Source organism: Streptomyces mangrovi, assembly GCF_900114215.1.
In the GTDB taxonomy this organism is placed as follows: Bacteria; Actinomycetota; Actinomycetes; order Streptomycetales; family Streptomycetaceae; genus Streptomyces; species Streptomyces barkulensis.
Genome location: NZ_FOSG01000016.1, coordinates 118,186 through 139,792, shown reverse-complemented (window position 1 = coordinate 139,792; position 21,607 = coordinate 118,186). Strand labels below are relative to the sequence as shown.

The 21,607-nt window shown below is 72.7% G+C and carries 15 protein-coding genes; 12 read left to right on the top strand and 3 right to left on the bottom strand.

The window, feature by feature from the left end; all coding sequences use genetic code 11:
* The first annotated feature begins 270 nt into the window (after positions 1-270).
* Both BM237_RS21105 and BM237_RS21100 read left to right on the top strand, forming a co-directional pair.
* Entirely contained in the window at positions 271-1,029 is a 759-nt protein-coding gene (locus tag BM237_RS21105) for a response regulator transcription factor (RefSeq protein ID WP_093851287.1), read from the top strand.
* A gap of 39 nt (positions 1,030-1,068) precedes the next feature.
* Positions 1,069-2,496 carry a sensor histidine kinase gene (locus BM237_RS21100; protein ID WP_093851286.1) on the top strand — a complete coding sequence of 476 codons (1,428 nt, stop codon included), beginning with the start codon at positions 1,069-1,071 and terminating at the stop codon, positions 2,494-2,496.
* 24 nt (positions 2,497-2,520) lie between these two features.
* On the opposite strand, the gene BM237_RS21095 is transcribed toward BM237_RS21100, so the two are convergent.
* Positions 2,521-3,519, bottom strand: a complete 999-nt coding sequence (locus tag BM237_RS21095) for a TAXI family TRAP transporter solute-binding subunit (RefSeq protein ID WP_093851285.1) — start codon at positions 3,517-3,519, stop codon at positions 2,521-2,523.
* 77 nt (positions 3,520-3,596) lie between these two features.
* Between BM237_RS21095 and miaB the strand changes: the two genes are divergently transcribed.
* Together miaB and BM237_RS21085 are read left to right on the top strand one after the other, a co-directional pair.
* On the top strand, positions 3,597-5,084 hold the full coding sequence (gene miaB / locus BM237_RS21090; RefSeq protein WP_093851284.1) for a tRNA (N6-isopentenyl adenosine(37)-C2)-methylthiotransferase MiaB: 1,488 nt from the start codon (positions 3,597-3,599) through the stop codon (positions 5,082-5,084).
* Between the two features lie 162 nt (positions 5,085-5,246).
* Positions 5,247-5,954, top strand: coding sequence for a class III extradiol dioxygenase subunit B-like domain-containing protein (locus BM237_RS21085; protein ID WP_093851283.1), 708 nt, complete (start codon positions 5,247-5,249; stop codon positions 5,952-5,954).
* Positions 5,955-6,002: 48 nt separating this feature from the next.
* Here BM237_RS21085 and BM237_RS21080 read toward each other — a convergent pair whose 3' ends face one another.
* Positions 6,003-6,194, bottom strand: coding sequence for a hypothetical protein (locus BM237_RS21080; RefSeq protein WP_093851282.1), 192 nt, complete (start codon positions 6,192-6,194; stop codon positions 6,003-6,005).
* 277 nt (positions 6,195-6,471) lie between these two features.
* Between BM237_RS21080 and miaA the strand changes: the two genes are divergently transcribed.
* From miaA to BM237_RS21050, 6 genes are all read left to right on the top strand, one after another.
* Positions 6,472-7,410, top strand: coding sequence for a tRNA (adenosine(37)-N6)-dimethylallyltransferase MiaA (miaA, locus tag BM237_RS21075; protein ID WP_093851281.1), 939 nt, complete (start codon positions 6,472-6,474; stop codon positions 7,408-7,410).
* Between the two features lie 125 nt (positions 7,411-7,535).
* Positions 7,536-8,027: a hypothetical protein gene (locus BM237_RS21070; protein WP_093851280.1), complete on the top strand. Its 492-nt coding sequence runs from the start codon at positions 7,536-7,538 to the stop codon at positions 8,025-8,027.
* A 40-nt stretch (positions 8,028-8,067) separates the two neighbouring features.
* The gene (gene dapF / locus BM237_RS21065; protein ID WP_093851279.1) at positions 8,068-8,970 is read left to right on the top strand and encodes a diaminopimelate epimerase; all 903 of its coding nucleotides are present in this window, start codon (positions 8,068-8,070) and stop codon (positions 8,968-8,970) included.
* A 105-nt stretch (positions 8,971-9,075) separates the two neighbouring features.
* Positions 9,076-11,232, top strand: a complete 2,157-nt coding sequence (locus tag BM237_RS21060) for a RelA/SpoT family protein (RefSeq protein WP_093851278.1) — start codon at positions 9,076-9,078, stop codon at positions 11,230-11,232.
* 220 nt (positions 11,233-11,452) lie between these two features.
* Positions 11,453-12,952 carry a GTPase HflX gene (gene hflX / locus BM237_RS21055; protein ID WP_093851277.1) on the top strand — a complete coding sequence of 500 codons (1,500 nt, stop codon included), beginning with the start codon at positions 11,453-11,455 and terminating at the stop codon, positions 12,950-12,952.
* 120 nt (positions 12,953-13,072) lie between these two features.
* Positions 13,073-13,678 carry a response regulator transcription factor gene (locus tag BM237_RS21050; protein WP_093851276.1) on the top strand — a complete coding sequence of 202 codons (606 nt, stop codon included), beginning with the start codon at positions 13,073-13,075 and terminating at the stop codon, positions 13,676-13,678.
* Here the strand turns inward: BM237_RS21050 and BM237_RS21045 are convergent.
* Complete coding sequence (locus tag BM237_RS21045; protein ID WP_093851275.1) at positions 13,565-14,809, bottom strand: sensor histidine kinase; 1,245 nt, start codon at positions 14,807-14,809, stop codon at positions 13,565-13,567. The genes BM237_RS21050 and BM237_RS21045 overlap by 114 nt on opposite strands.
* Positions 14,810-15,207: 398 nt before the next feature.
* Here BM237_RS21045 and BM237_RS21040 point away from each other — a divergent pair, with 398 nt between their 5' ends.
* On the top strand, positions 15,208-21,189 hold the full coding sequence (locus BM237_RS21040) for a DNRLRE domain-containing protein (RefSeq protein WP_245793881.1): 5,982 nt from the start codon (positions 15,208-15,210) through the stop codon (positions 21,187-21,189).
* Positions 21,186-21,488, top strand: a complete 303-nt coding sequence (locus tag BM237_RS21035) for a hypothetical protein (protein WP_139238141.1) — start codon at positions 21,186-21,188, stop codon at positions 21,486-21,488. Before BM237_RS21040 ends, BM237_RS21035 begins: the two co-directional genes overlap by 4 nt.
* Positions 21,489-21,607 lie beyond the last annotated feature (119 nt).

The following is a 21,607-nucleotide window of genomic DNA, read 5'->3' as shown; positions in this document are numbered from 1 at the left end:
CTCCGTCCTCGTCGGTTGAGGGGACCTTAGTGACCACCGCTGAGCAGCGTCATCCCATCTGAGCTGAACTTGAGCATAACGATTCAGCCGCAAAGGAACTTATCGCCCGAAAGGTTCACCGGTCGGCGTATCGGCTGCTTAACGTGGGGATTCGTACGGACGCGGGTCCGCCGGGTCTTGACGCGCCGGGCCGGATCGGAGTGGATGACTGCCACGCCCGGGAGGGGTCCGGGAAGACACACGGGGGAGCACCGGGGGAGAAGAGGGGCCATGAGACTGCTGCTCGTCGAGGACGACGACCGCGTGGCCGCGGCGCTGTCCGCCGTACTCGCCCGGCACGGCTTCGATGTGGTGCACGCCCGTGGAGGCGAGGAGGCCCTGCGACGCCTGCTCCCGGACGGCGCCGCGTCCCCCTTCGACGTGGTGCTGCTCGACCTCGGTCTGCCCGACATCGACGGTTTCGAGGTGTGCGGCCGCATCCGCCGGCTGACCAGCACCCCGGTGATCATGGTCACGGCGCGGGCCGATGTGCGCTCCCGCGTCCACGGCCTCAACCTCGGCGCCGACGACTACGTGGTCAAGCCGTACGACACCGCCGAGCTCCTCGCCCGGATCCACGCCGTCAGCCGCCGCACCGCCCCCGCCGCCCCCGCTCCGGCCGGCGCACCGGGCGACCCCGGCGCCGACCGCGCCGCGGGCGGGGACGGGGGGAGCGCCCGGGCGGCGGGGACCGGAGAGCTGAGCCTGGGACCGCTGACCATCGAGGCCGACACCCGCCGGGTCACGGTGCACGGCGAGGCGGTCTCCCTGACCCGCAAGGAGTTCGACCTGCTCGCGCTGCTCGCCCAGCGTCCTGGCGTCGTCTTCCGCCGCGAGCAGATCATCAGCGAGGTCTGGCGCACCAACTGGGAGGGCACCGGCCGCACCCTGGAGGTGCACATCGCCTCGCTCCGCTCCAAGCTGGCCCTGCCCGCCCTGATAGAGACGGTGCGCGGAGTCGGCTACCGGCTCGTCACCCCCACGGGCTGAGGCCGGGACCAGGACCGGGACGAAAGCGGACCGCCCGCCGTGCGCACACGCCTCCTCGCCCTCCTCAACGCCCTGATGGCCGGCGTTCTGCTCGCCCTCGGCTTCCCGCTCGCCGCGAGCATGGCCGCCGCCGAGCAGCAGCACGTCGTCGTCGACCGCATCGACGACACCGCGCGCTTCGCCTCCCTGGCGCAGTACGTCACCACCCGCCCCCCGGCCCGCAGCCCCACCACCGCCGAGGCCCGCCAGCAGGACGAGCGGCTGGCCACCTTGCGGGACGAACTCACCCGCTACCACGATCTGTACGGCATCAGGGCCGGCGTCTTCTACCGCGACGGCAGCCCGATGGCCGCGGCCCCGGCGGCCTGGCGGCCCCCGCACCGGGGAGAGGGCGCCGCGGCCTTCGCCGAGGCCCTGGCCGGGCGCCGCAGCCACGACCCGCCCCAGGTGTGGCCCTGGCAGGACGGCCGGATCGCGGTCGCCTCACCGGTCGTGCGCGACGGCGACGTCGTCGCCGTCGTCCTCACCGACTCCCCCACCGGGGCGATGCGCTCGCGCATCCTGCACGGCTGGCTGCCGCTGGCCGCCGGGGAGGCGGCCGCCATGCTCGTCGCCGTCGCCCTCGCCGTCCGGCTGACCGGCTGGGTCCTCAAGCCGGTGCGCGTACTGGACAAGGCCAGCCACGACATCGCCACCGGGCGGCTTGCCTCCCGGGTGGCCGCCCTGAGCGGGCCGCCGGAGCTCCAGCGCCTGGCCCGGTCCTTCAACGAGATGGCCGACCACGTCGAGACCGTCCTGGAACAGCAGCGTGCCTTCGTCGCCGACGCCTCCCACCAGCTGCGCAACCCGCTGGCGGCCCTGCTGCTCCGTATCGACCTGCTGGCCCTGGAACTGCCCGAGGGCAACGAGGAGATCGCCTCGGTGCGGGCCGAGGGCAAGCGGCTGGCCCGGGTGCTCGACGACCTCCTCGACCTCGCACTGGCCGAGCACACGCCCGCCGACCTGCGGCTGACCGACATCGCCGCGCTCGCCGCCGAACGCGTCGCCGCCTGGCGCCCGGTCGCCGACCGCGAGGCGGTGGAGCTGCGCGCGGCCGGGCAGGGAGCGGTGACCGGCTGGGCCGACCCGGTCGCGCTCTCCAGCGCGCTGGACGCGGTCGTGGACAACGCGGTGAAGTTCACCCCCGCCGGGGAGTCGGTCACGGTCGCCGTCACCGCGGGCGGCGGGCGGGTGACCATCGAGGTCGCCGACCACGGGCCCGGCCTCACAGAGGAGGAGCTGAACCGGATCGGGGACCGCTTCTGGCGCAGCGGCCGCCACCAGAACGTCTCCGGATCCGGCCTGGGCCTGTCCATATCCCGCGCGCTGCTCGCCGCGGGCGGGGCGGAGATCTCCTTCGCCCGCAACGAGCCGCACGGCCTGCGCGTGATGATCGCCCTGCCGCGGAACGCGCCGGACGCGGGGTGAGGACCGGACGGGCGCCGGGCCGGCTCAGGACTTCACGGAGCGGTAGTAGCGCTCGGCGCCCCGGTGCAGCGGGAGCGGGTGGGTGTAGATGGCCGTGCGCAGGTCGACCTTCTGCGCGGCGTGGACCGCGCGGCCGATGCGGTCCCGGCTGTTGATCACCGAGCGGGTTATCCCCTCGGTCAGCGCGGCGTCCGTGCCGTCCATGGTGACCAGCAGGTTCGCCACCGCGATCGTCTCGACGGCCTTGCCGTCCCGGACGGCGGGATAGGCGTCGGAGGGCATCAGGGCCGCCCGGTAGGAGCGGGTCTGCGGCTCCTGGGCGTGGAGCACCGGCACCAGGTCGCCCAGCGGGACGAGGCGGATCTCGGTGGCATCGGCGAGTTCCTCGATCGCGCCGGTCGGCAGCCCGCCCGACCAGAAGAAGGCGTCCAGCTTCTCGCGCAGCAGCAGTTCCGGCATCCGGTCGATGCCCTGGAGCACCGGCCGGATGTCCTTGTCCGGATCCAGGCCCGCGGCCTTCAGCAGCCGGCCCGCGATCAGGTTGACACCGGAGCGCTGCTGTCCGAGCCCGACCCGCAGCCCCTTCAGGTCCTCGGCGGCGCGCACCGGCGAGTCGGCCGGGACGACGAGCTGGATGTAGTCGTCGTACAGCCGCGCGCAGGCCCGCAGCCGGCCGGCGTCCTTTCCGCCGGAGTTGACGTAGGCGGCGACCGCGTCGGCCGCGGCGATGGTGAAGGACGCCTCGCCGGAGACCAGCCGCTCTATGTTCTGCACCGAGCCCTGACTGGGCACGAGGGTCACGTCCACCTCGGGCAGGTCGCGGCCCAGCTGCTCCTTCAGCAGCTCCCCGTAGCGTTCGTAGACCCCGCCCCGGGCGCCGGTGGTGAAGACGGCCTGGCCGCCGGGCGCCGGGCCGCCGCCGGGCAGCAGCCACCACAGCAGCAGCGCGAGCACGGCGGCCGCGGCCCCGGCGGCCGTCAGCGGCCGCCGCGCCCATGGGCGCCGTATGTGCGGGGAGACCATGGACTCGATCCTGCCAGGACCGGTGCGCGGAAGGGAGAGGCGGGGCGGGCGGGGGAGCGCGTACCCTGTCGACTGAGATGAGTGCGAAGACTTACCAGGTGCGCACCTACGGGTGCCAGATGAACGTCCACGACTCCGAGCGCCTGTCGGGCCTGCTGGAGGACGCGGGCTATGTCCGGGCCCCGGGGGACGCCGAAGACGCCGACGTGGTCGTCTTCAACACCTGCGCGGTGCGGGAGAACGCCGACAACAAGCTGTACGGCAACCTCGGCCACCTCGCCCCGAGGAAGGCGTCCCGGCCGGGCATGCAGATCGCGGTCGGCGGCTGTCTGGCGCAGAAGGACCGCGACACCATCGTGCGGCGCGCACCCTGGGTCGACGTGGTCTTCGGCACCCACAACATCGGCAGTCTGCCGGTGCTGCTGGAGCGCGCCCGCGTCGAGCAGGAGGCGCAGGTCGAGATCGCCGAGTCGCTGGAGGCGTTCCCCTCCACACTGCCGACCCGGCGCGAGAGCGCGTACGCGGCCTGGGTCTCCATCTCGGTCGGCTGCAACAACACCTGCACGTTCTGCATCGTCCCCGCGCTGCGCGGCAAGGAGAAGGACCGCCGGCCCGGCGACATCCTGGCCGAGGTCGAGGCGCTGGTCGCCGAGGGCGTCACCGAGATCACCCTGCTGGGGCAGAACGTCAACGCCTACGGGTCCGACATCGGCGACCGCGAGGCCTTCTCCAAGCTGCTTCGCGCCTGCGGGAAGGTCGAGGGTCTGGAGCGGGTCCGCTTCACCTCCCCCCACCCGCGCGACTTCACCGACGACGTCATCGCCGCCATGGCCGGGACGGAGAACGTGATGCCGCAGCTGCACATGCCGTTGCAGTCCGGTTCCGACCGCGTGCTGAAGGCGATGCGCCGCTCCTACCGGCAGGAGCGCTTCCTGGGCATCATCGAGAAGGTCCGGGCCGCGATCCCCGACGCCGCGATCTCCACCGACATCATCGTGGGCTTCCCCGGCGAGACCGAGGAGGACTTCGAGCAGACCCTCCACGTCGTCCGCGAGGCCCGCTTCGCGCAGGCGTTCACCTTCCAGTACTCCAAGCGCCCCGGCACCCCGGCCGCCGAGATGGACGGGCAGATCCCCAAGGAGGTCGTGCAGGCGCGGTACGAGCGCCTGGTGGCCCTCCAGGAGGAGATCTCCTGGGCGGAGAACAAGAGGCAGGTCGGGCGGACGCTGGAGGTCATGGTCGCCGAGGGCGAGGGCCGCAAGGACGGCGCCACCCGCCGGCTGTCCGGCCGCGCCCCCGACAACCGCCTGGTCCACTTCACCCGCCCCGACGACGACGTACCGCGCCCGGGGGACATGGCGACCGTCGAGGTCACCTACGCCGCCCCGCACCACCTGCTGGCCGAGGGCGCGGTGCTGGGGGTGCGGCGCACCCGCGCGGGCGACGCCTGGGAGCGGCGCAACGCCGCGCCCGCGGCCGGACCCCGGGGCGTGATGCTCGGGCTGCCGACCGTCGGCGTTCCCGAGCCGCTGCCCGCCGCGCCGGGCGGCTGCACCGCCCGCTGACGCACCCGCCCTCCGCGGCGCACAGGCGCGCGGGCCCGGCGTACGCGCGCCGGCCGTGTATCAGATGTGTGCCAGGTGTGCGCCGGTTGTGCGCTGGTCAGACGTGTGCGGGCCCCTGTGCGCCCGACCGCGGGGAGGGTGTGCGGCGGTAGGCTGCGAGCCATGCTTGTCGCCGCCGCCGTATGCCCCTGCCCGCCGCTGCTGGTGCCCGAGGTGGCGGGGGGCGCCGCCCATGAGACGGACGAGGTCCGAGCCGCCTGCTACGACGCGATCGCCGTCCTGACCGCCGCGCGTCCCGACCGGCTCGTCGTCGTCGGTGCCGCCGATCCGGCGGGCCGGGGCAGGTACCCGCAGGGCGCCACCGGCTCCTTCCGCGACTTCGGGGTCGGTCTGGATGTCCGGCTGGGCGAGGGCCCGTCCGCCGGGCATCCGCTGCCGCCGTCCCTGGCCGTGGGCGCCTGGCTGCTGGAGCGTACGGGCTGGGGCGCGGCGCCCGTGGAAGGGCTCGCGGTGGGGGAGCCGCTGCCGAAGGAGCGCTGCGCACAGACCGGGCGGGAGCTGGCCGCCTCGGCGGAGCGTGTCGCGCTGCTGGCGATGGGCGACGGCAGCGCCTGCCGGACGATCAAGGCCCCCGGTTACTTCGACGAGCGCGCCCCCGCCTTCGACGCGGACGCGGCCCGGGCCCTGGGCGCCGCCGACCCCGCCGGGTTGCTGGCCCTCGACGAGGAGCTGGCCTACGAGCTGAAGGCGTCCGGCCGGGCCTGCTGGCAGGTGCTCGCCGGCGCGGCCGAGGGCGCGGGGCTCAAGGGGCGGATGCTGTACGACCGGGCACCCTACGGTGTCGGCTATCTGGTGGCGAGCTGGTCGTAGGCCGGCCCGCCCCCTCCGTCCCCGCCGCGCGGCGGGGACGGAGGCCGTTCAGGCGGCGGGGCCGGCGGTGTCCCCCTTCTCGTCCCTCTCACGGGTCATCCGCTCCCGCGCCTCCTGGATCTTCGCGTCGCGGGTCCCGGTGCGGCGCCGGTGCCTGCCCCCGGTCCCGCCACCGGACGTCTCCCCGGCCTTCCCGCCGCGCCGGCCGGCCATGCCCCTGACCTTGTCCATGATGCCCATGGCGGTCACTTCCGTTCTCTCGCGGTCCTCTCGCGCTCCGCCGGTGACTTCCGCCCCGGGCCGGTGCCCCGGCCCCACCCGCGTATCACCGACAATGGCACGAATCGCCTCATATACACCTCAGACCTTACTCGCGCGGTCACGGTTCCGCGTCTCACGGAGCGGTTCACCGGCCCGCGCCCCGGTACGCCGTGACGGGCGACGGGCGACGGACGCGGACGTGTGGCGCCGCGTGACCCGCTCGGAGCCTTCTTCGTGTGTTTGCGAGACTTGGGCCGTGAGCAGCTCACCCCCCAACTCCCGTGTCATCGCCGTGGTCGGACCCACCGCGGCCGGAAAGTCCGACCTGGGCGTCGCGCTCGCCCGGCATCTCGGCGGCGAGGTGATCAACGCCGACTCCATGCAGCTCTACCGGGGTATGGACATCGGCACCGCCAAGCTGACCGAGGAGGAGCGCCGGGGCGTTCCCCACCGCCTTCTGGACGTCTGGGACGTGACGGTCACCGCCAGCGTCGCCGAGTACCAGCGTCTGGCCCGCGCCGAGATCGACCGCCTGCTCGCCCAGGGGCGCACCCCCGTGCTCGTGGGCGGGTCCGGGCTGTACGTGCGCGGCGCCGTCGACGCCCTGGAGTTCCCCGGCACCGATCCGGCCGTGCGGGCCCGGCTGGAGGCCGAGCTGGCCGAGTCCGGCTCCGGGGCGCTGCACGCCCGGCTCGCCGCCGTCGACCCCGAGGCGGCCCGCGCGATCCTGCCGGGCAACGGCCGCCGGATCGTCCGCGCCCTGGAGGTCGTCGAGATCACCGGCCGCCCCTTCACCGCCAACCTCCCCGGCCCCGACTCCGTCTACGACACCCTCCAGATCGGGGTCGACGTCGCACGCCCCGAACTCGACGAGCGGATCGCCCGGCGGGTGGACCGGATGTGGGAGGCCGGGCTGGTCGAGGAGGTGCGCGAGCTGGAGCGCGCGGGACTGCGCGAGGGCCGCACGGCCTCGCGGGCCCTGGGCTACCAGCAGATCCTGGCCGCCCTGGCCGGTGGGTGCACCGAGGACGAGGCGCGCGCCGAGACCGTACGCGCCACCAAGCGCTTCGCGCGGCGCCAGGACTCCTGGTTCCGCCGCGACCCGCGTGTCCACTGGCTCAGTGGCGCGGCGGGCGATCGCGGCGAACTGCCCGACAGGGCGCTGGCCCTCCTCGAACGAGCGGTCACAGCCTGATCACGTGATGGCATCGGGACGCCCAGCGGGCGCTGGACGGCCGCTCTGGCGTGCCATCATCGAGCATCGGCGAGCATCGACCGCCGAACGAGCCGCAGAGCCGGGAGTTGGGAGGGCACGTGGCGATGGAGGCCGGCCCCCGCAACAGCGACGAACCGGTCGTCGAGCAGCTCCGCGCCGACGGCGCGGTCGGCGACGGCCCGAGGACCCTGGACGGCCCGGGCCCACTGGAGGACGGGGACGGACTCGAGGCGCTGGAGGAAGCGGTCCCCGAGGAGGACGAGTCCTACGGCGAACTCCGCCCGCCCCGGAAGCTGCGGCTGTGGCAGCTCGCCCCCATCGTCGGCCTGGGCGCGGCCGGCTCGCTGATGTTCGCCTTCCCGCTCGCCTTCGGGCTCGGCGAGGGAGGGGCGGTGGTCGCCATGCTCGGACTGCTCCTCAGCTGCTGCGCCGCGGGCTGGGGCATGATGGCCGCCCGCCGCGTCGGCCTCGCCTGGCCGGGCCTGCCGGCACGCGGCTCCGGAGAGCGCCCCGACTGGCGTCTGGTCGTCCTGTACACGCTGATCGTGGGCACCCTCGTGGCGCTGGCCGTCTGGCGCGTCGCCCGGCTCCGCTAGCGCCCGCCGGCCCGGCCGGCGGGCGGTTCCGCCCCGTACGATGGGCACCGTGAACAGCGCAGCAGGGGCCGCAGGCACGCCCGTGCCGTTCCTCAAGGGGCACGGCACCGAGAACGACTTCGTGATCATCCCCGACCCGGACGGGACACTGGATCTGTCCGCCGCGGCCGTGGCCCGGCTGTGCGACCGGCGCGCCGGGATCGGCGGGGACGGCCTGCTGCGGGTGGTGCGCTCCGCTGCCCACCCCGAGGCGCGCCCGATGGCCGGCGAGGCCGAGTGGTTCATGGACTACCGCAACGCCGACGGCAGTGTCGCGGAGATGTGCGGCAACGGCGTACGGGTCTTCGCACGCCACCTCCAGCGCGCCGGGCTGGCCGGGGCCGGCGACCTCGCCGTCGCCACCCGGGCCGGTGTGCGCCGGGTGCGCCTGGCCGTGGACGGCGGCGTCACCGTCCACATGGGCGCCGCCAAGCTGCCCGGCGGCACGGGGACGGATGTCACCGTCACGGTGGGGGAGCGCAGCTGGCCCGCGCTCCACGTCGACATGGGCAATCCGCACGCCGTCGCCTTCGTCGGCGACCTCGCCCACGCCGGCGACCTGACCACCGCCCCGGCCGTGGCACCGGCCACCGCCTACCCCGAGGGCGTCAACGTCGAGTTCGTCGTCGGCCGGGGACCGCGCCACGTGGCCCTGCGGGTGCACGAGCGCGGTTCCGGCGAGACCCGCTCCTGCGGTACGGGCGCCTGCGCGGTCATGGTCGCCGCCGCCCGCCGCGACGGCGCGGACCCGGCCGCGGACGGCGCTCCGGTCACCTACACCGTCGACGTCCCCGGCGGGCGGCTGGTGATCACCGAACATCCGGACGGCGGTATCGAGATGACCGGTCCCGCCGTGATCGTCGCCGAGGGAGTGATCGACCCCGCCCTGCTCGCCGTTTCCTGAGGGCGACCGCTCGAACGGGTGATCCCCGCCACTGCGGACGGGAGGCGGCCCGCGGCGTGTGGGAGGCTCGGTAGGATCAAGCCCCCCGACGCAGTGGGAGGTGCCATGAGCGCAGTACGGAGCCTTCGCAAGCTCGGTCGTGCGGCCCTCCTGGGTCCGTCGCCCCGTCACGCCCTCCCCGACGCCATCGAGCACGTGGCCAAGGCGCACCGCGCCCACCACCCCGGCGCCGACCTCGACGCCCTGCGCCGTGCCTACGTCCTGGCGGAGTCCTCGCACCGGGGGCAGACGCGCAAGAGCGGCGAGCCGTACATCACCCACCCGCTGGCCGTCACCCTGATCCTGGCCGAACTCGGTGCCGAGACCACGACCCTGACGGCCTCTCTGCTCCACGACACCGTCGAGGACACCGAGGTGACGCTGGAACAGGTGCGGGCGGAGTTCGGCGAGGAGGTGGGCTACCTCGTCGACGGCGTCACCAAACTGGAGAAGGTGGACTACGGCGCCGCGGCCGAACCGGAGACCTTCCGCAAGATGCTGGTGGCCACCGGCAACGACGTGCGGGTGATGTCCATCAAGCTCGCCGACCGGCTGCACAACATGCGCACCCTGGGCGTGATGCGGCCCGAGAAGCAGGCGCGCATCGCCCGCGTCACCCGCGACGTGCTGATCCCGCTGGCCGAGCGGCTGGGCGTGCAGGCGCTCAAGACCGAGCTGGAGGACCTGGCCTTCGCCGTCCTCCACCCCGAGGAGTACACCCGCACCCGGGAGCTGATCCGCGAGCACAACGCCGGAGCCGACCCGCTCGCCGGGATCGCCGAGTCGGTGCGGGCCGTACTGCGCGAGGCGGACATCGCCGCCGAGGTCCTCATCCGGCCGCGGCACTTCCTCTCCGTCCACCGGGCCCGCGCCAAACGCGGCGAGCTGGGGCCCTGCGACTTCGGGCGGCTGCTGATCCTGGTCGCCGAGAACGCGGACTGCTACGCGGTCCTGGGGGAACTGCACACCTGCTTCACACCGATGATGTCGGAGTTCAAGGACTTCATCGCCGTGCCGAAGTTCAACCTGTACCAGTCGCTGCACACCGCGGTCGCCGACACCGGGGGGCGGGTGGCCGAGGTCCTGGTCCGCACCCACCGGATGCACCGGGTCGCCGAGGCCGGGGTGATCGCCCTCGGCGACCCGCACCGGGCCCCCGGCGCCTCCGGTGCCGATCCCGCCGGCGAGGCGGCCGCCGCGGACGACGGACGCGCCGACCCCACCCGTCCCGGCTGGCTGGAGCGGTTGCTGGAGTGGCAGAGTCACGCGCCCGACCCGGACACCTTCTGGGCCGAACTGCGCGACGACCTCGCCCAGGACCGCGAGATCACCGTCTTCTGCACCGATCCGGGCGGCCCCGGCCGGACCGCCGCCCTCCACCTGCCCGCAGGCGCCACCTGCGTGGACGCGGCCTACGCCCGCTACGGCGCGGCCGGGCACGCCCTGGTCGGCGCCCGGGTTGACGGACGGCTCGCGGCGCTGGGCACCGTGCTGAGCGACGGCGACTCGCTGCAGTTGCTGATGGCTCCCGAGGGCACGTCCGGTCCCTCCCCGCAGTGGCTCGAGCACGCCCGCACCCCCACCGCGCGGATCGCCATCCGCACCTGGATCGACGCCTGCGCGGAGGACGGCGAGCGGTCGGAGGGGGCGGGCGGGCAGGCCCGTACGGCCCGGCCGGCCGCGGCCCGGGAGCCCGCCCTCCCTCCTGCTGCCGTACCCGATGGCCCGCCTGCCGTACCCGGCGGTCCGCGCCGGGCCGTCCAGCCCCGCCAGAGGCCCGCGGCCGTGGCCGGGATGCCCGGCGCCCCCGTGCGGCTGGCCCGCTGCTGCACGCCGGTGCCCCCCGACGCCGTGGTCGGCTTCGCGGTGCGCGGCGGCGCGGTGACCGCCCACCGGGAGGGCTGCCCCACCGTGGCCCGGATGACCGCCGCCGGGCGCGAGACCGTGGCCGTGCGGTGGCAGGACTCCGGCGCGGGCTGCCGGGTGACGCTGCACGCCGAGTCGCTGAGCCGCCCGCACCTCCTCGCCGACCTGACCGAGGCCATCGCGGCGGAAGGGGCCGCCGTGGTCTCCGCCGAGGTGGAACCGCCCAGGGAGCACCGGGTGCGGCACACCTACACCCTGCGGCTGGAGGACGCCGGAGAACTGCCCCGGCTGATGCGCGCCATGCGGGAGGTTCCCGGCGTCTACGACGTCGTCCGGGCCACCAGCCCCCAGCCCTGAGGGGCCCGCCCGGGGTCCGATCGGGGGAGCCCGGCCCCCGGAAGGGGCGGGACGCCGCGCAAACCAGGTGACGGCCGGGCCGCGCCGTGCCACCATCGTCGTGTCCGGGGCGGGCCGCGGCCCGCGTCCGTACCGGCGTCCGTGCCCGTGCCGACGGGAATGTTCCGGACACCGCACACGTTGACCCGGATACCTTCACTCCATCGACGTAAGGACTCACTTGACCTTCTCTTCCTCCCTTCCGCAGAACGGCCAGCGCCTCACCGAGACGTACCGCCGAGCCGACGCCCTGATGGAGGAGGACGTCGCTTGGAGCCAGGACATCGACGGCGAGCGCGACGGCGACCAGTACGACCGCTCCGAGCGCGCCGCCCTCCGCCGCGTCGCGGGCCTGTCCACCGAACTCCAGGACGTCACGGAGGTCGAGTACCGGCAGCTGCGGCTGGAGCGCGTGGTGCTCGTGGGAGTGTGGACCTCCGGCACCGCGCAGGACGCCGAGAACTCCCTCGCCGAGCTCGCCGCCCTCGCCGAGACCGCGGGCGCGCTCGTCCTCGACGGTGTGATCCAGCGCCGCGACAAACCGGATCCGGCCACCTACATCGGCTCGGGCAAGGCGCAGGAGCTGCGCGACATCGTGGTCGAGACGGCGGCCGACACCGTCGTGTGCGACGGTGAACTCAGCCCGGGCCAGCTCATCCACCTGGAGGACGTCGTCAAGGTCAAGGTGGTGGACCGCACTGCCCTGATCCTCGACATCTTCGCCCAGCACGCCAAGTCCCGCGAGGGCAAGGCGCAGGTCTCGCTCGCGCAGATGCAGTACATGCTGCCCAGGCTGCGCGGCTGGGGCCAGTCGCTGTCCCGGCAGATGGGCGGTGGCGGCTCCGGGTCCTCCGGCGGCGGCATGGCCACCCGCGGTCCCGGTGAGACCAAGATCGAGACCGACCGGCGGCGGATCCGCGAGAAGATGGCGAAGATGCGCCGGGAGATCGCGGAGATGAAGACCGGCCGCGACGTCAAGCGGCAGGAGCGGCGTCGCAACAAGGTGCCGTCGGTCGCCATCGCCGGATACACCAACGCGGGCAAGTCCTCGCTGCTCAACCGTCTCACGGGCGCGGGCGTGCTGGTGGAGAACGCGCTGTTCGCCACCCTCGACCCGACCGTGCGACGTGCCGAGACCCCCAGCGGGCGCGCGTACACCCTGGCCGACACCGTCGGCTTCGTACGCCATCTGCCGCACCACCTCGTCGAGGCGTTCCGCTCCACGATGGAGGAGGTCGGCGACGCCGACCTGATCCTCCACGTGGTCGACGGCTCGCACCCGGCGCCGGAGGAGCAGCTCGCCGCCGTGCGCGAGGTGGTCCGGGACGTCGGCGCGGTGGAGGTGCCCGAGATCGTGGTGGTCAACAAGGCGGACGCGGCCGATCCGCTGACCCTGGCGCGGCTGCTGCGCGCCGAGAAGCACGCCATCGCCGTCTCCGCCCGGACCGGGCAGGGCATCGACGAGCTGCTGGAGCTGATCGACCGGGAGCTGCCGCGCCCGGCCGTGGAGCTGACGGTGCTGGTGCCCTACACCCGCGGCGACCTGGTCTCCCGGGTCCACGCCGACGGGGAGGTCCTCTCCGAGGAGCACACCGAGGGCGGCACACTGCTCGCGGCCCGTGTCCACGAGGAGCTGGCGGCCGAACTCAGGGCGTACGCCACCGCGGGTACGGCGGTCTGACCCCCGGCACCGCACGCGCTTCGCGACAACACGCACACCGGGCCCGCCCCCTTCTCCAGGAGGGCGGGCCCGCTGCTGTGCGGGGCCGGTTGGTGGGGGACGGGCGGGCATACTGACCCCATGATCAAAGTGCTGGTCGCCGAGGACATGCACGTGGTGCGGGCGGGACTGGCGGAGATCCTGGACGGACAACTGGGCATCGAGGTCGCCGGGCAGGCGGCCGACGGCCCGTCCGCGCTGGAGGCGGCCCTGCGGCACGGGCCCGATGTCGCGGTCCTCGACATCGACCTGCCCGGTCTGGACGGCATCTCGGTGGCCGCACGGCTGCGCGAGAGGCTTCCGGCATGCCGCTGCCTGATGCTCACCGCGCTGGACCGCCCCGGACTGTTACGCAGGGCCCTGGACGCCGGAGCGGCGGGCTATCTGCTGAAGACCGCCACGCCGGGTGAGCTCGCCTCGGCAGTGCGCACCGTCGCGGCCGGGGGGCGGGCCGTCGACCCCCGTCTGGCCGAACAGAGCTCGGAACTGGGGGAGAACCCGCTGACCGCGCGTGAGGCCGAGGTGCTGCGACTGTCCGCGGGCGGGGCGGGGGCCCGGGAAATCGCCGCGGAGCTATTCCTCGGCGTGGGTACGGTGCGCAACCGCATATCTTCCGCGGTGGGCAAACTCCACGCCCGCACCCTCGTCGACGCCGTCAGGATCGCCGAGCGCAACGGCTGGATCTAGCGGCAGCACGACCGACAGCCGGAACGATCCGTCCCCGGCGGTGAAGGTCAGGGCGCCGCCGAGCACCGCCGCCCGGGCAGCCAGGCCGGCCAGCCCCGTACCGGCGGGCGGCCGGTGGCGCGGAGCGCCGTCGTTGGCGACGGTGAGTTCCACCCGCCCGCCGTGCTCGTTCACGACGATCTCGCAGTTCGCGGCCCGGCTGTGCCGCAGGAGGTTGCCGGTTGCCTCCCGCAGCACCGCGCCCAGGCAGTTGCCCACGGCCGGCGACAGCCGGCTGTCCGGCGAGGCGGTGACGCGGGTGGTGATGCCGGCCTGGGTGAGCAGCCGCCGGGCGTGGAAGATCTCGGCCTGCAGCGACACCGACAACCGCCCGTGCGCCACCGCCCGCACCTCGGCGTGCGTACGGCGGGCCAGCGCCGCGGTCTCGGCCAGCGTGCGCCGGGTGGAGTCCTGGGAAGCGGGCGAGCCCGCTTCCCAGGACTCCACCCGGCGCAGTGCGGACTCGCACCGGACCGCTATAGACACCAGCGAGGACCCCAGCAGATCGTGCAGGTCCCGGGCGACCCGGTCGCGTTCGCGCTGCTCGACCAGCCGGGCGGCCTGGGCCTGAGCGGCCTGCGTCCGGGAGGCGAGCAGGGCCAGGTGCGCCACGCCGTAGACACTGCTGGCCGTGATCACACTGGACACCAGCACGTTCAGGGAGCTGCGCGGGGTGTCGACCAGCGCCCCGGCCAGCAGCGGCCCGCTGGCGACGACACCGGCCGCGATCACCACCGAGGAGGGCGGGGGGACGGTCAGCAGGACCGCTCCGGCCAGAAAGCCCAGCAGGCTCAGCCAGGGGCTGGGGAAGAGCAGAATCGGCAGATAGGTCAGCAGTGCCTGCGCGCCCAGCAGCCACCACCGCCATCGGTAGGGGAGCCGGTAGGGGGGAGGAGCGTACTGGCCGAGCAGCACGGCGGGCAGGACGATCAGCAACAGGAGGCCGGTGATCACCGTACGGCGGCTCAGCGGCTGGCTGAGCACGTCCAGCGCGACCAGGGTGAGCGATCCGGCGATCACCAGGGCGACCGTCCCGAAGGCGATCCACGAACTCTGCGGCGCCCGGATGCGGCCCCGCTTTCCGGTGGTCATTCAACCCTCCTTGCGACGGCGGGAGTTGAGGAGTACCCGGCGCTTGTGAAGCCTGTGGGAAGTTGTACGCGGAATCGGTGAAGATCTCACTTCATTTGTGGTCGGACCGGTGGTCGGATCAGCGGCGACCTGCGCTGCCGAGAAGAAGGGCACACCCGGTGAGAGACCACACACCCCCGCCCGAGGAGTGGGAGGGGTCCGTGCTGGCGCTGCAGCGCCGCAGACGTCTGCTGCCCCGTATAGCCCTGGCCGCCGCGGCCCTGATCACCGCCGAGACGGCGCTCGTCGTCGCCACGTCGGGCCAGGCCGTCGCGCTCCCGGCGAAGAAGACCCAGGCCCCGGCCCGGCCGGAGAGCGGGAAGGGGCCGCGGAGCGCCGCGGACATCCCGTCGGCGAAGGTGGCCGCCCGGTTGTCGGGCCGGCGGGTCGAGGCGCTGAGTGAACGGACGGAGACCTCGACGACGTGGGTGAACGAGGACGGCAGTCTGACCACCGAGCTGTCGGCCGGCCCGGTCCGTTTCCAGCGCGACGGCGAGTGGGTCAAGGTCGATGTCGATCTGGTGCGGCGGTCGGACGGATCGGTGGAGGCCGCCGCCCACCCGGCGGGGCTGAGCCTGGCGGGCAAGGGCGGTGCGCTGCCCAAGTCCCCGGCGGCGGCGGAGAAGGCCCCGGCCCGCGACCTGGTGACGCTGGGGGAGGGGGATGAGCGGATCACCCTGCAGTGGAAGGGCGGCCTGCCCGCCCCGACCCTGGAGGGCACCCGCGCCACCTACGCCGGTGCGCTGCCGGACGCCGATGTGGTCGTGGAGGCCACCCGGACCGGGTTCGAGCAGTTCGTCGAGATCAACAAGCGCCCGGCCGCGGCGGACTACTCCTACACGCTGCCGCTGAAGACCGACGGGCTGAAGGTCAAGCAGCACAGGGACGGCAGCCTGCTGTTCACCGACGCCGCCTCGGGCAGGAAGAAGCGGGCGGTGATGCCCGCACCGGTGATGTGGGACGCCGCCGTGGACGAGGTCTCCGGCGAGCACACCAACCGGGCGAAGGTCGACTGGAAGGTCGTCGAGACCGGCGACGGCGTCGACCTGGTCATCACCCCCGACGCCGACTTCCTCGCCGACCCGGAGACCAAGTACCCGGTGACGGTGGACCCCTCCACCTCGGCGCTGTCCAACGTCTTCGACACCCTGGTCAAGCGCGGTGAGACCACCGACTGGTCCACCAACACCGAGCTGCACCTGGGCAACCCGGGCACCACAAACCCGGACGGCACCACGAGGCTGTCGCGGTCGTTCATCTCCTGGAACACCGCGCCGATCTCCGACGCGCTGGTCTCCAGCGCGAAGCTGTCGCTGTGGAACGTCCACTCCGGCAACTCCGACTGCAAGCCGTACGAGTGGACGATCTGGGAGACCGGCGCCCCCTCCACCGCCACCCGGTGGACCAGCCAGCCCTCCTGGGTCGCCCAGCGCCACTCCTCCACCGAGACCAAGGGCCGCGCGGCCTGCGGCGGGGCGGGCTGGATCAACGCCGACGTGACCGGTCTGGTGCAGACGTGGGCGTCGGCGAAGACCTCCCGCGGCCACATGGGCCTGCGCGCCGCCACCGACGCGACGACCCACTGGAAGCAGGTCAGCTCCGCCAACGCCGCCGCCAACCCGCCGAAGCTGGTGGTGAACTACAACTACCGGCCGCGCACCGGCACCAAGCAGGAGGCCGGCCCGCCGTACTTCTCCTACGGCGGCGCCTACACGGTCAACACCACCACGCCCACCCTGCGCGACACCTTCGTCGACGCCGACGGGGACAAGGTCAACGGCACCTTCCAGATCTTCGATGCCGCCACCAACACCCAGGTCGGCGATGTGATCGTCTCCAAGTACGTGCCCAGCGGCCAGGTCGCCTCCGTCACGGTCCCCGCCGGGGTGCTGGCCAACGGCAAGACCTACAAGTTCCGCACCAGCCCGTACGACGGGGCGCACTACAACACCGGCTGGTCGGCGTGGAAGACCTTCACCGTCGACACCACGGCACCCTCCGCCCCCACCAAGATCACTTCCACAGACTACCCGTCGGGCTCCTGGGTCAAGGGCGCCGGGCAGGCCGGCGCCTTCACCGTCACCCCGCCCGCCGACAGCGACCACAACTGGCTGGAGTGGACGCTGGACGGCGTGACCTGGACCAAGGTCGCCACCGGCGGCTCCACCGCCGCCAAGGCCCTCTCCATCGCCCCGCCCAAGGACGGCACCCACACCCTCCAGGTGCGGGCGGTGGACAAGGCCGACAACAAGTCCGACGCGATCGAGTACACCTTCCACGCCGGACCCGGCGGCTTCCTCCAGCCGGCCGACGGCGAGCGCACCGCCCGCCGCCTGCCGCTGGTCGCCGAGGCCGACGGCTCCAAGTACGACGCCGTGTCCTTCTCCTGGCGCCGCTCCGAGGCCGACGACTGGACGCGCATCCCGGCCGGGGACGTCACCTCGGGCGGCACGGCGCTGACCGCCTGGCCGGTGCCGCTGACGAACGGCAGGAACGCACCGCTGGCGTGGAACGCCACCGACACCGTCGACCCCGACGGATCGGTGCAGATCAAGGCCGACTTCACCGGCTCGGGCAGCGCCTCCGGCGCCACCGAACCGCTGACCGTCGTCATCGACCGCAACGCCACCGGAGCCGCCACCAGCGAGGTTGGCCCCGGCTCGGTCAACCTCCTCACCGGCGACTACACCCTCTCCGTCACCGACGCCTCCCACTTCGACATGTCGGTGACCCGTACCGCCTCCTCCCGCACCCCCGACAAGGGCGCGACGCAGGAGGGGCAGGCACCGATCTTCGGCAAGGAGTGGGTGACCGGCACGGCCGCGGAGCTGACCGACTCCGACTACACCCACCTGCGCAGGATCTCGGACACGGCCGTGGACGTGGTGCTGGAGGGGGGTGACGCGATCCACTTCACCGCCAACGCCGCGAAGAACGGCTGGATCCCCGAGCCCGGGGCGGAGGATCTGACCCTGAAGGGCAGCGTGACCGGCTCCTTCACCCTCACCGACACCGAGGGCACGGTCACCACCTTCACCAAACCCGACACGGCGGCCACCACCTGGCAGGTCTCCTCCACCCTGCTGGACGGTCTGACCAACTCCACCACCACCATCGTCTCCGAGACGGTGACCGTCGAGGGCAAGAAGCTCGCCCGCCCCAAGCGCGTCATCGCCCCTACCTCGGCCGTCACGGCCGCGGCCTGCACCGCGGACCCGGCGACCAAGGGCTGCCGCGCGCTGGAGTTCGTCTACGCCACCTCCACCACCGCCACCGCCGAAGCCTTCGGCGACCACAGCGGCCAGGTGAAGGAGCTGCGGTTGTGGTCCACCGCCCCCGGAGCGGCGAACGCCACCGCCAAGGCGGTGCAGACCTACGCCTACGACGCCTCCGGCCGGCTGCGCCAGGCATGGAACCCGCTGATCACCCCGGCGCTGAAGACCGAGTACGCCTACGACGCCGCGGGGCGGGTCACCCAGCTCACCCCGCCCGGTGAGCTGCCGTGGACCTTCGCCTACGGCAAGGCCGGCAGTGCCTCGACCGCCGGTGAGGGCATGCTGCTGAAGGCCACCCGGCCGGGTCTGAAGCAGGGCACCACCGGCACGGTCGAGGGAGAGGCGGCCACCAGCGTCGTCTACGACGTGCCCCTGACCGGCAGCGCCGTCGCCCCGTACAACATGGGCACGAACGACGTCAGGAACTGGGGCCAGCTCGACGCCCCCACCGACGCCACCGCGGTCTTCCCCGCCGACGCAGTCCCCGCCTCCCACACGGGCAGCGCGCTGACTCCGGCCGCCTACCGGCGAGCCGAGGTCCACTATCTGGGCGTCTCCGGACGTGAGGTCAACTCCGCCGCACCCGGCGGGCACATCTCCACCACCGAGTACGACCGGTTCGGCAACACCGTCCGCGAACTGTCGGCAGCCAACCGGGCCGTCGCCCTGGGACTGAGGGCCGAGGACCGGGCCGCCCAGGCCGACCTGGGCATCGCCCAGCTCACCCCGACCGAGCGCGCCGACCTGCTGGCGGCGAAGTCGGTCTACAACGACACCGGCACCCGGGAGCTGGAGGAGTTCGGGCCGCTGCGGCGTGTGGACCTGACCGCCGACCTGAAGTCGGACACCACCACCCTGGCCCCGGCCGGCACCTCGGTCACCGCCCGGAGCTGGACGGCCAACGAGTACGACGCCGGACGCCCGACCGACGGCACCGCCACGGTCAAGGACCAGGTCACCAAGGTCACCATGGGCGCGCAGGTGCGCGAGCACCCCACCGTTCACGGCGAGACCCGCGTGACGCAGACCGTCTACGACTGGGCCAAGGGCCTGCCGACCAAGTCGATCCAGGACCCCGGCGGCCTGGCGATCACCACCACCACCGAGTACGACGGGCAGGGCCGGGTCACCAAGCAGCTGCTGCCCGGCGCCACCGGCACCGACGCCGCCACCCGCGTGACGACCTACTGGTCGGCCACCGGCACCGGCGCCTGCGCCGGCCGCCCGGAGTGGGCCGACCTGGTTTGCTCGGTCTCGCCCGGTGGAGCGATCACCGGTGGCGGGACCAACCCCGCCCAGCTGCCGACCACCACCACCGAGTACGACTGGTGGGGCAACACGGCCAAGCTCACCGAGAGCGCGAACGGTGTCACCCGCACCACCACCAACACCTACGACGACGCCGGCCGTCCCACCACGGTGAAGACAACCGGCGGGATCGGGCAGGCGGTACCTGAGACGACCACCGAGTACGACCCGGAGACCGGACAGGAGACCAAGACCGTCTCACCCACCGGCGGCACGATCACCAAGGCGTACGACCGGCTCGGCCGCCTCGTCTCCTACACCGACGCCGACGGCGGGAAGACCACCACCGAGTACGACCTGCTCGACCGGCCGGTGAAAGCCACCGACACCGTCCCGTCCACCGTCACCTACACCTACGACCACACCGCCGAGCCCCGCGGCCTGGCCACGAAGACCACCGACTCCGTCGCCGGCGCCTTCTCGTCCACCTACGACGCCGACGGCTCGGTCGCCACCGAGAAACTGCCCGGTGGCTACACCCTCACTGTCACCGAGGACACAACCGGCTCGACCACCGAGCGCACCTACACCCGCGACAGCGACGGCACCCTGGTCTACGCGGACACGGTGACCGAGTCCGTCCACGGGCAGAACACCAGCCACGCCGGCTGGTCCGGCCAGACCTACCGCTACGACGCGATCGGCCGCCTGACCACCGTCGAGGACACCGCCGACACGGTCTGCACCCGCCGCGGCTACGCCTTCGACGCCCGGACCAACCGCAAGGCCCAGACCACAGCGGCCGGCGCGCCCGGCGCAGACTGCCCCAGCACCGCAGGCACCACCACCAGCCACACCTACGACAGCGCCGACCGCCTCGTCGACTCCGGTTACACCTACGACGCGTTCGGCCGTACCACCGCCGCCCCCGGCCAGGGCACTATCGGCTACTACGCCAACGACCTGGTCCACCGGCAGACCGCTGGTGGCAAGCGGCAGACCTGGACCCTGGATGCCGGTCTACGCTTCCGCTCCTGGACGGTGGAGACCGGTAGCGGCAGCGCTTGGACGCAGACCGCGTCCAAGCGCAACCACTACGACGGCGACGGCGACAACCCCCGCTGGATCGTGGAGGACACCGCCACCGGAGCCCTGACCCGCAACGTCGACTCCGCCTCCGGCGACCTGGCCGCCATCACCGGCAAGACCGGCGACACCGTCCTGCAGCTGTCCACCGTCCACGGTGATGTGGCCCTCCAGCTCCCGCTGGACACCAGCCAGGCGCCGACGGTCCTGGACAGCGACGAGTACGGCAACCCCCATCCGGGCCGGCCGGCCACCCGCTACAACTGGCTCGGCGCCAAACAGCGGTCCAGCGAGACCCTCACCGGCCTCACCCTCATGGGCGTCCGCCTCTACAACCCCACCACCGGACGCTTCCTGTCCACCGACCCCGTCTACGGCGGCAACCTCAACGCCTACGAGTACGCTCACGCCGACCCGCTCAACCGCTACGACCTCAACGGCAAGTGGAGCTGGCGCAAGGCGTTGAAGAAGTACACCTCGACGTGGAAAAGAGGGTGGCGTAAGTACACCTCGACTTGGAAGCGTGGTGTGCGCTGGGGATGGCGACAGTACACTCGTCCTTACCGGTACGCGTGGAACAAAATAAATTCATTTGCGCATAGGCGTAAAAAGCAGAGCACCGGAAAGTCGAAGCGAGGGCGCCATGAGAGAGGTGAGAGGCGTAACGGTCGCGACAGAGGAGGAGAAAAGGGGGACCAGAGAAGAAGAGGGAACCCGAATAAGCGGAAATGATAGCCAGTCTGACGAGTGAAGAGCAGGTAAGAAATATGAGTGAAAGAGTCCCTCTTCCGGAAGTTCTGCCGGGCATGGGAGCGCACCCTCTCCCCGAGGACTGGGAGGCGGTATCGGCCTTCATTCTTGTCAAGTGTCGAGATGAGGAGGGCGAGATCGCTTGGTCTTTCAGGACCACGGAGGAAATCGACCCGTACGAACTACTCGGTGCTCTGACGGTCCAGGCCGACCTGGTCAGAAAGCGCATGCTTGCGAACTGGGACGTTGACGACGATGAGTCGAGTGACGAATCAGCGTGAAGTGTCACTTGAACGTAAACCATTAAAAAGGCAGGGGGAAGCTTCACCGGGATGGTGCCGCGGGAGGATTTTATGGCTCTGGTGAGGCATGGAGCGATGAACGCTCGTCGGTGCCGAAG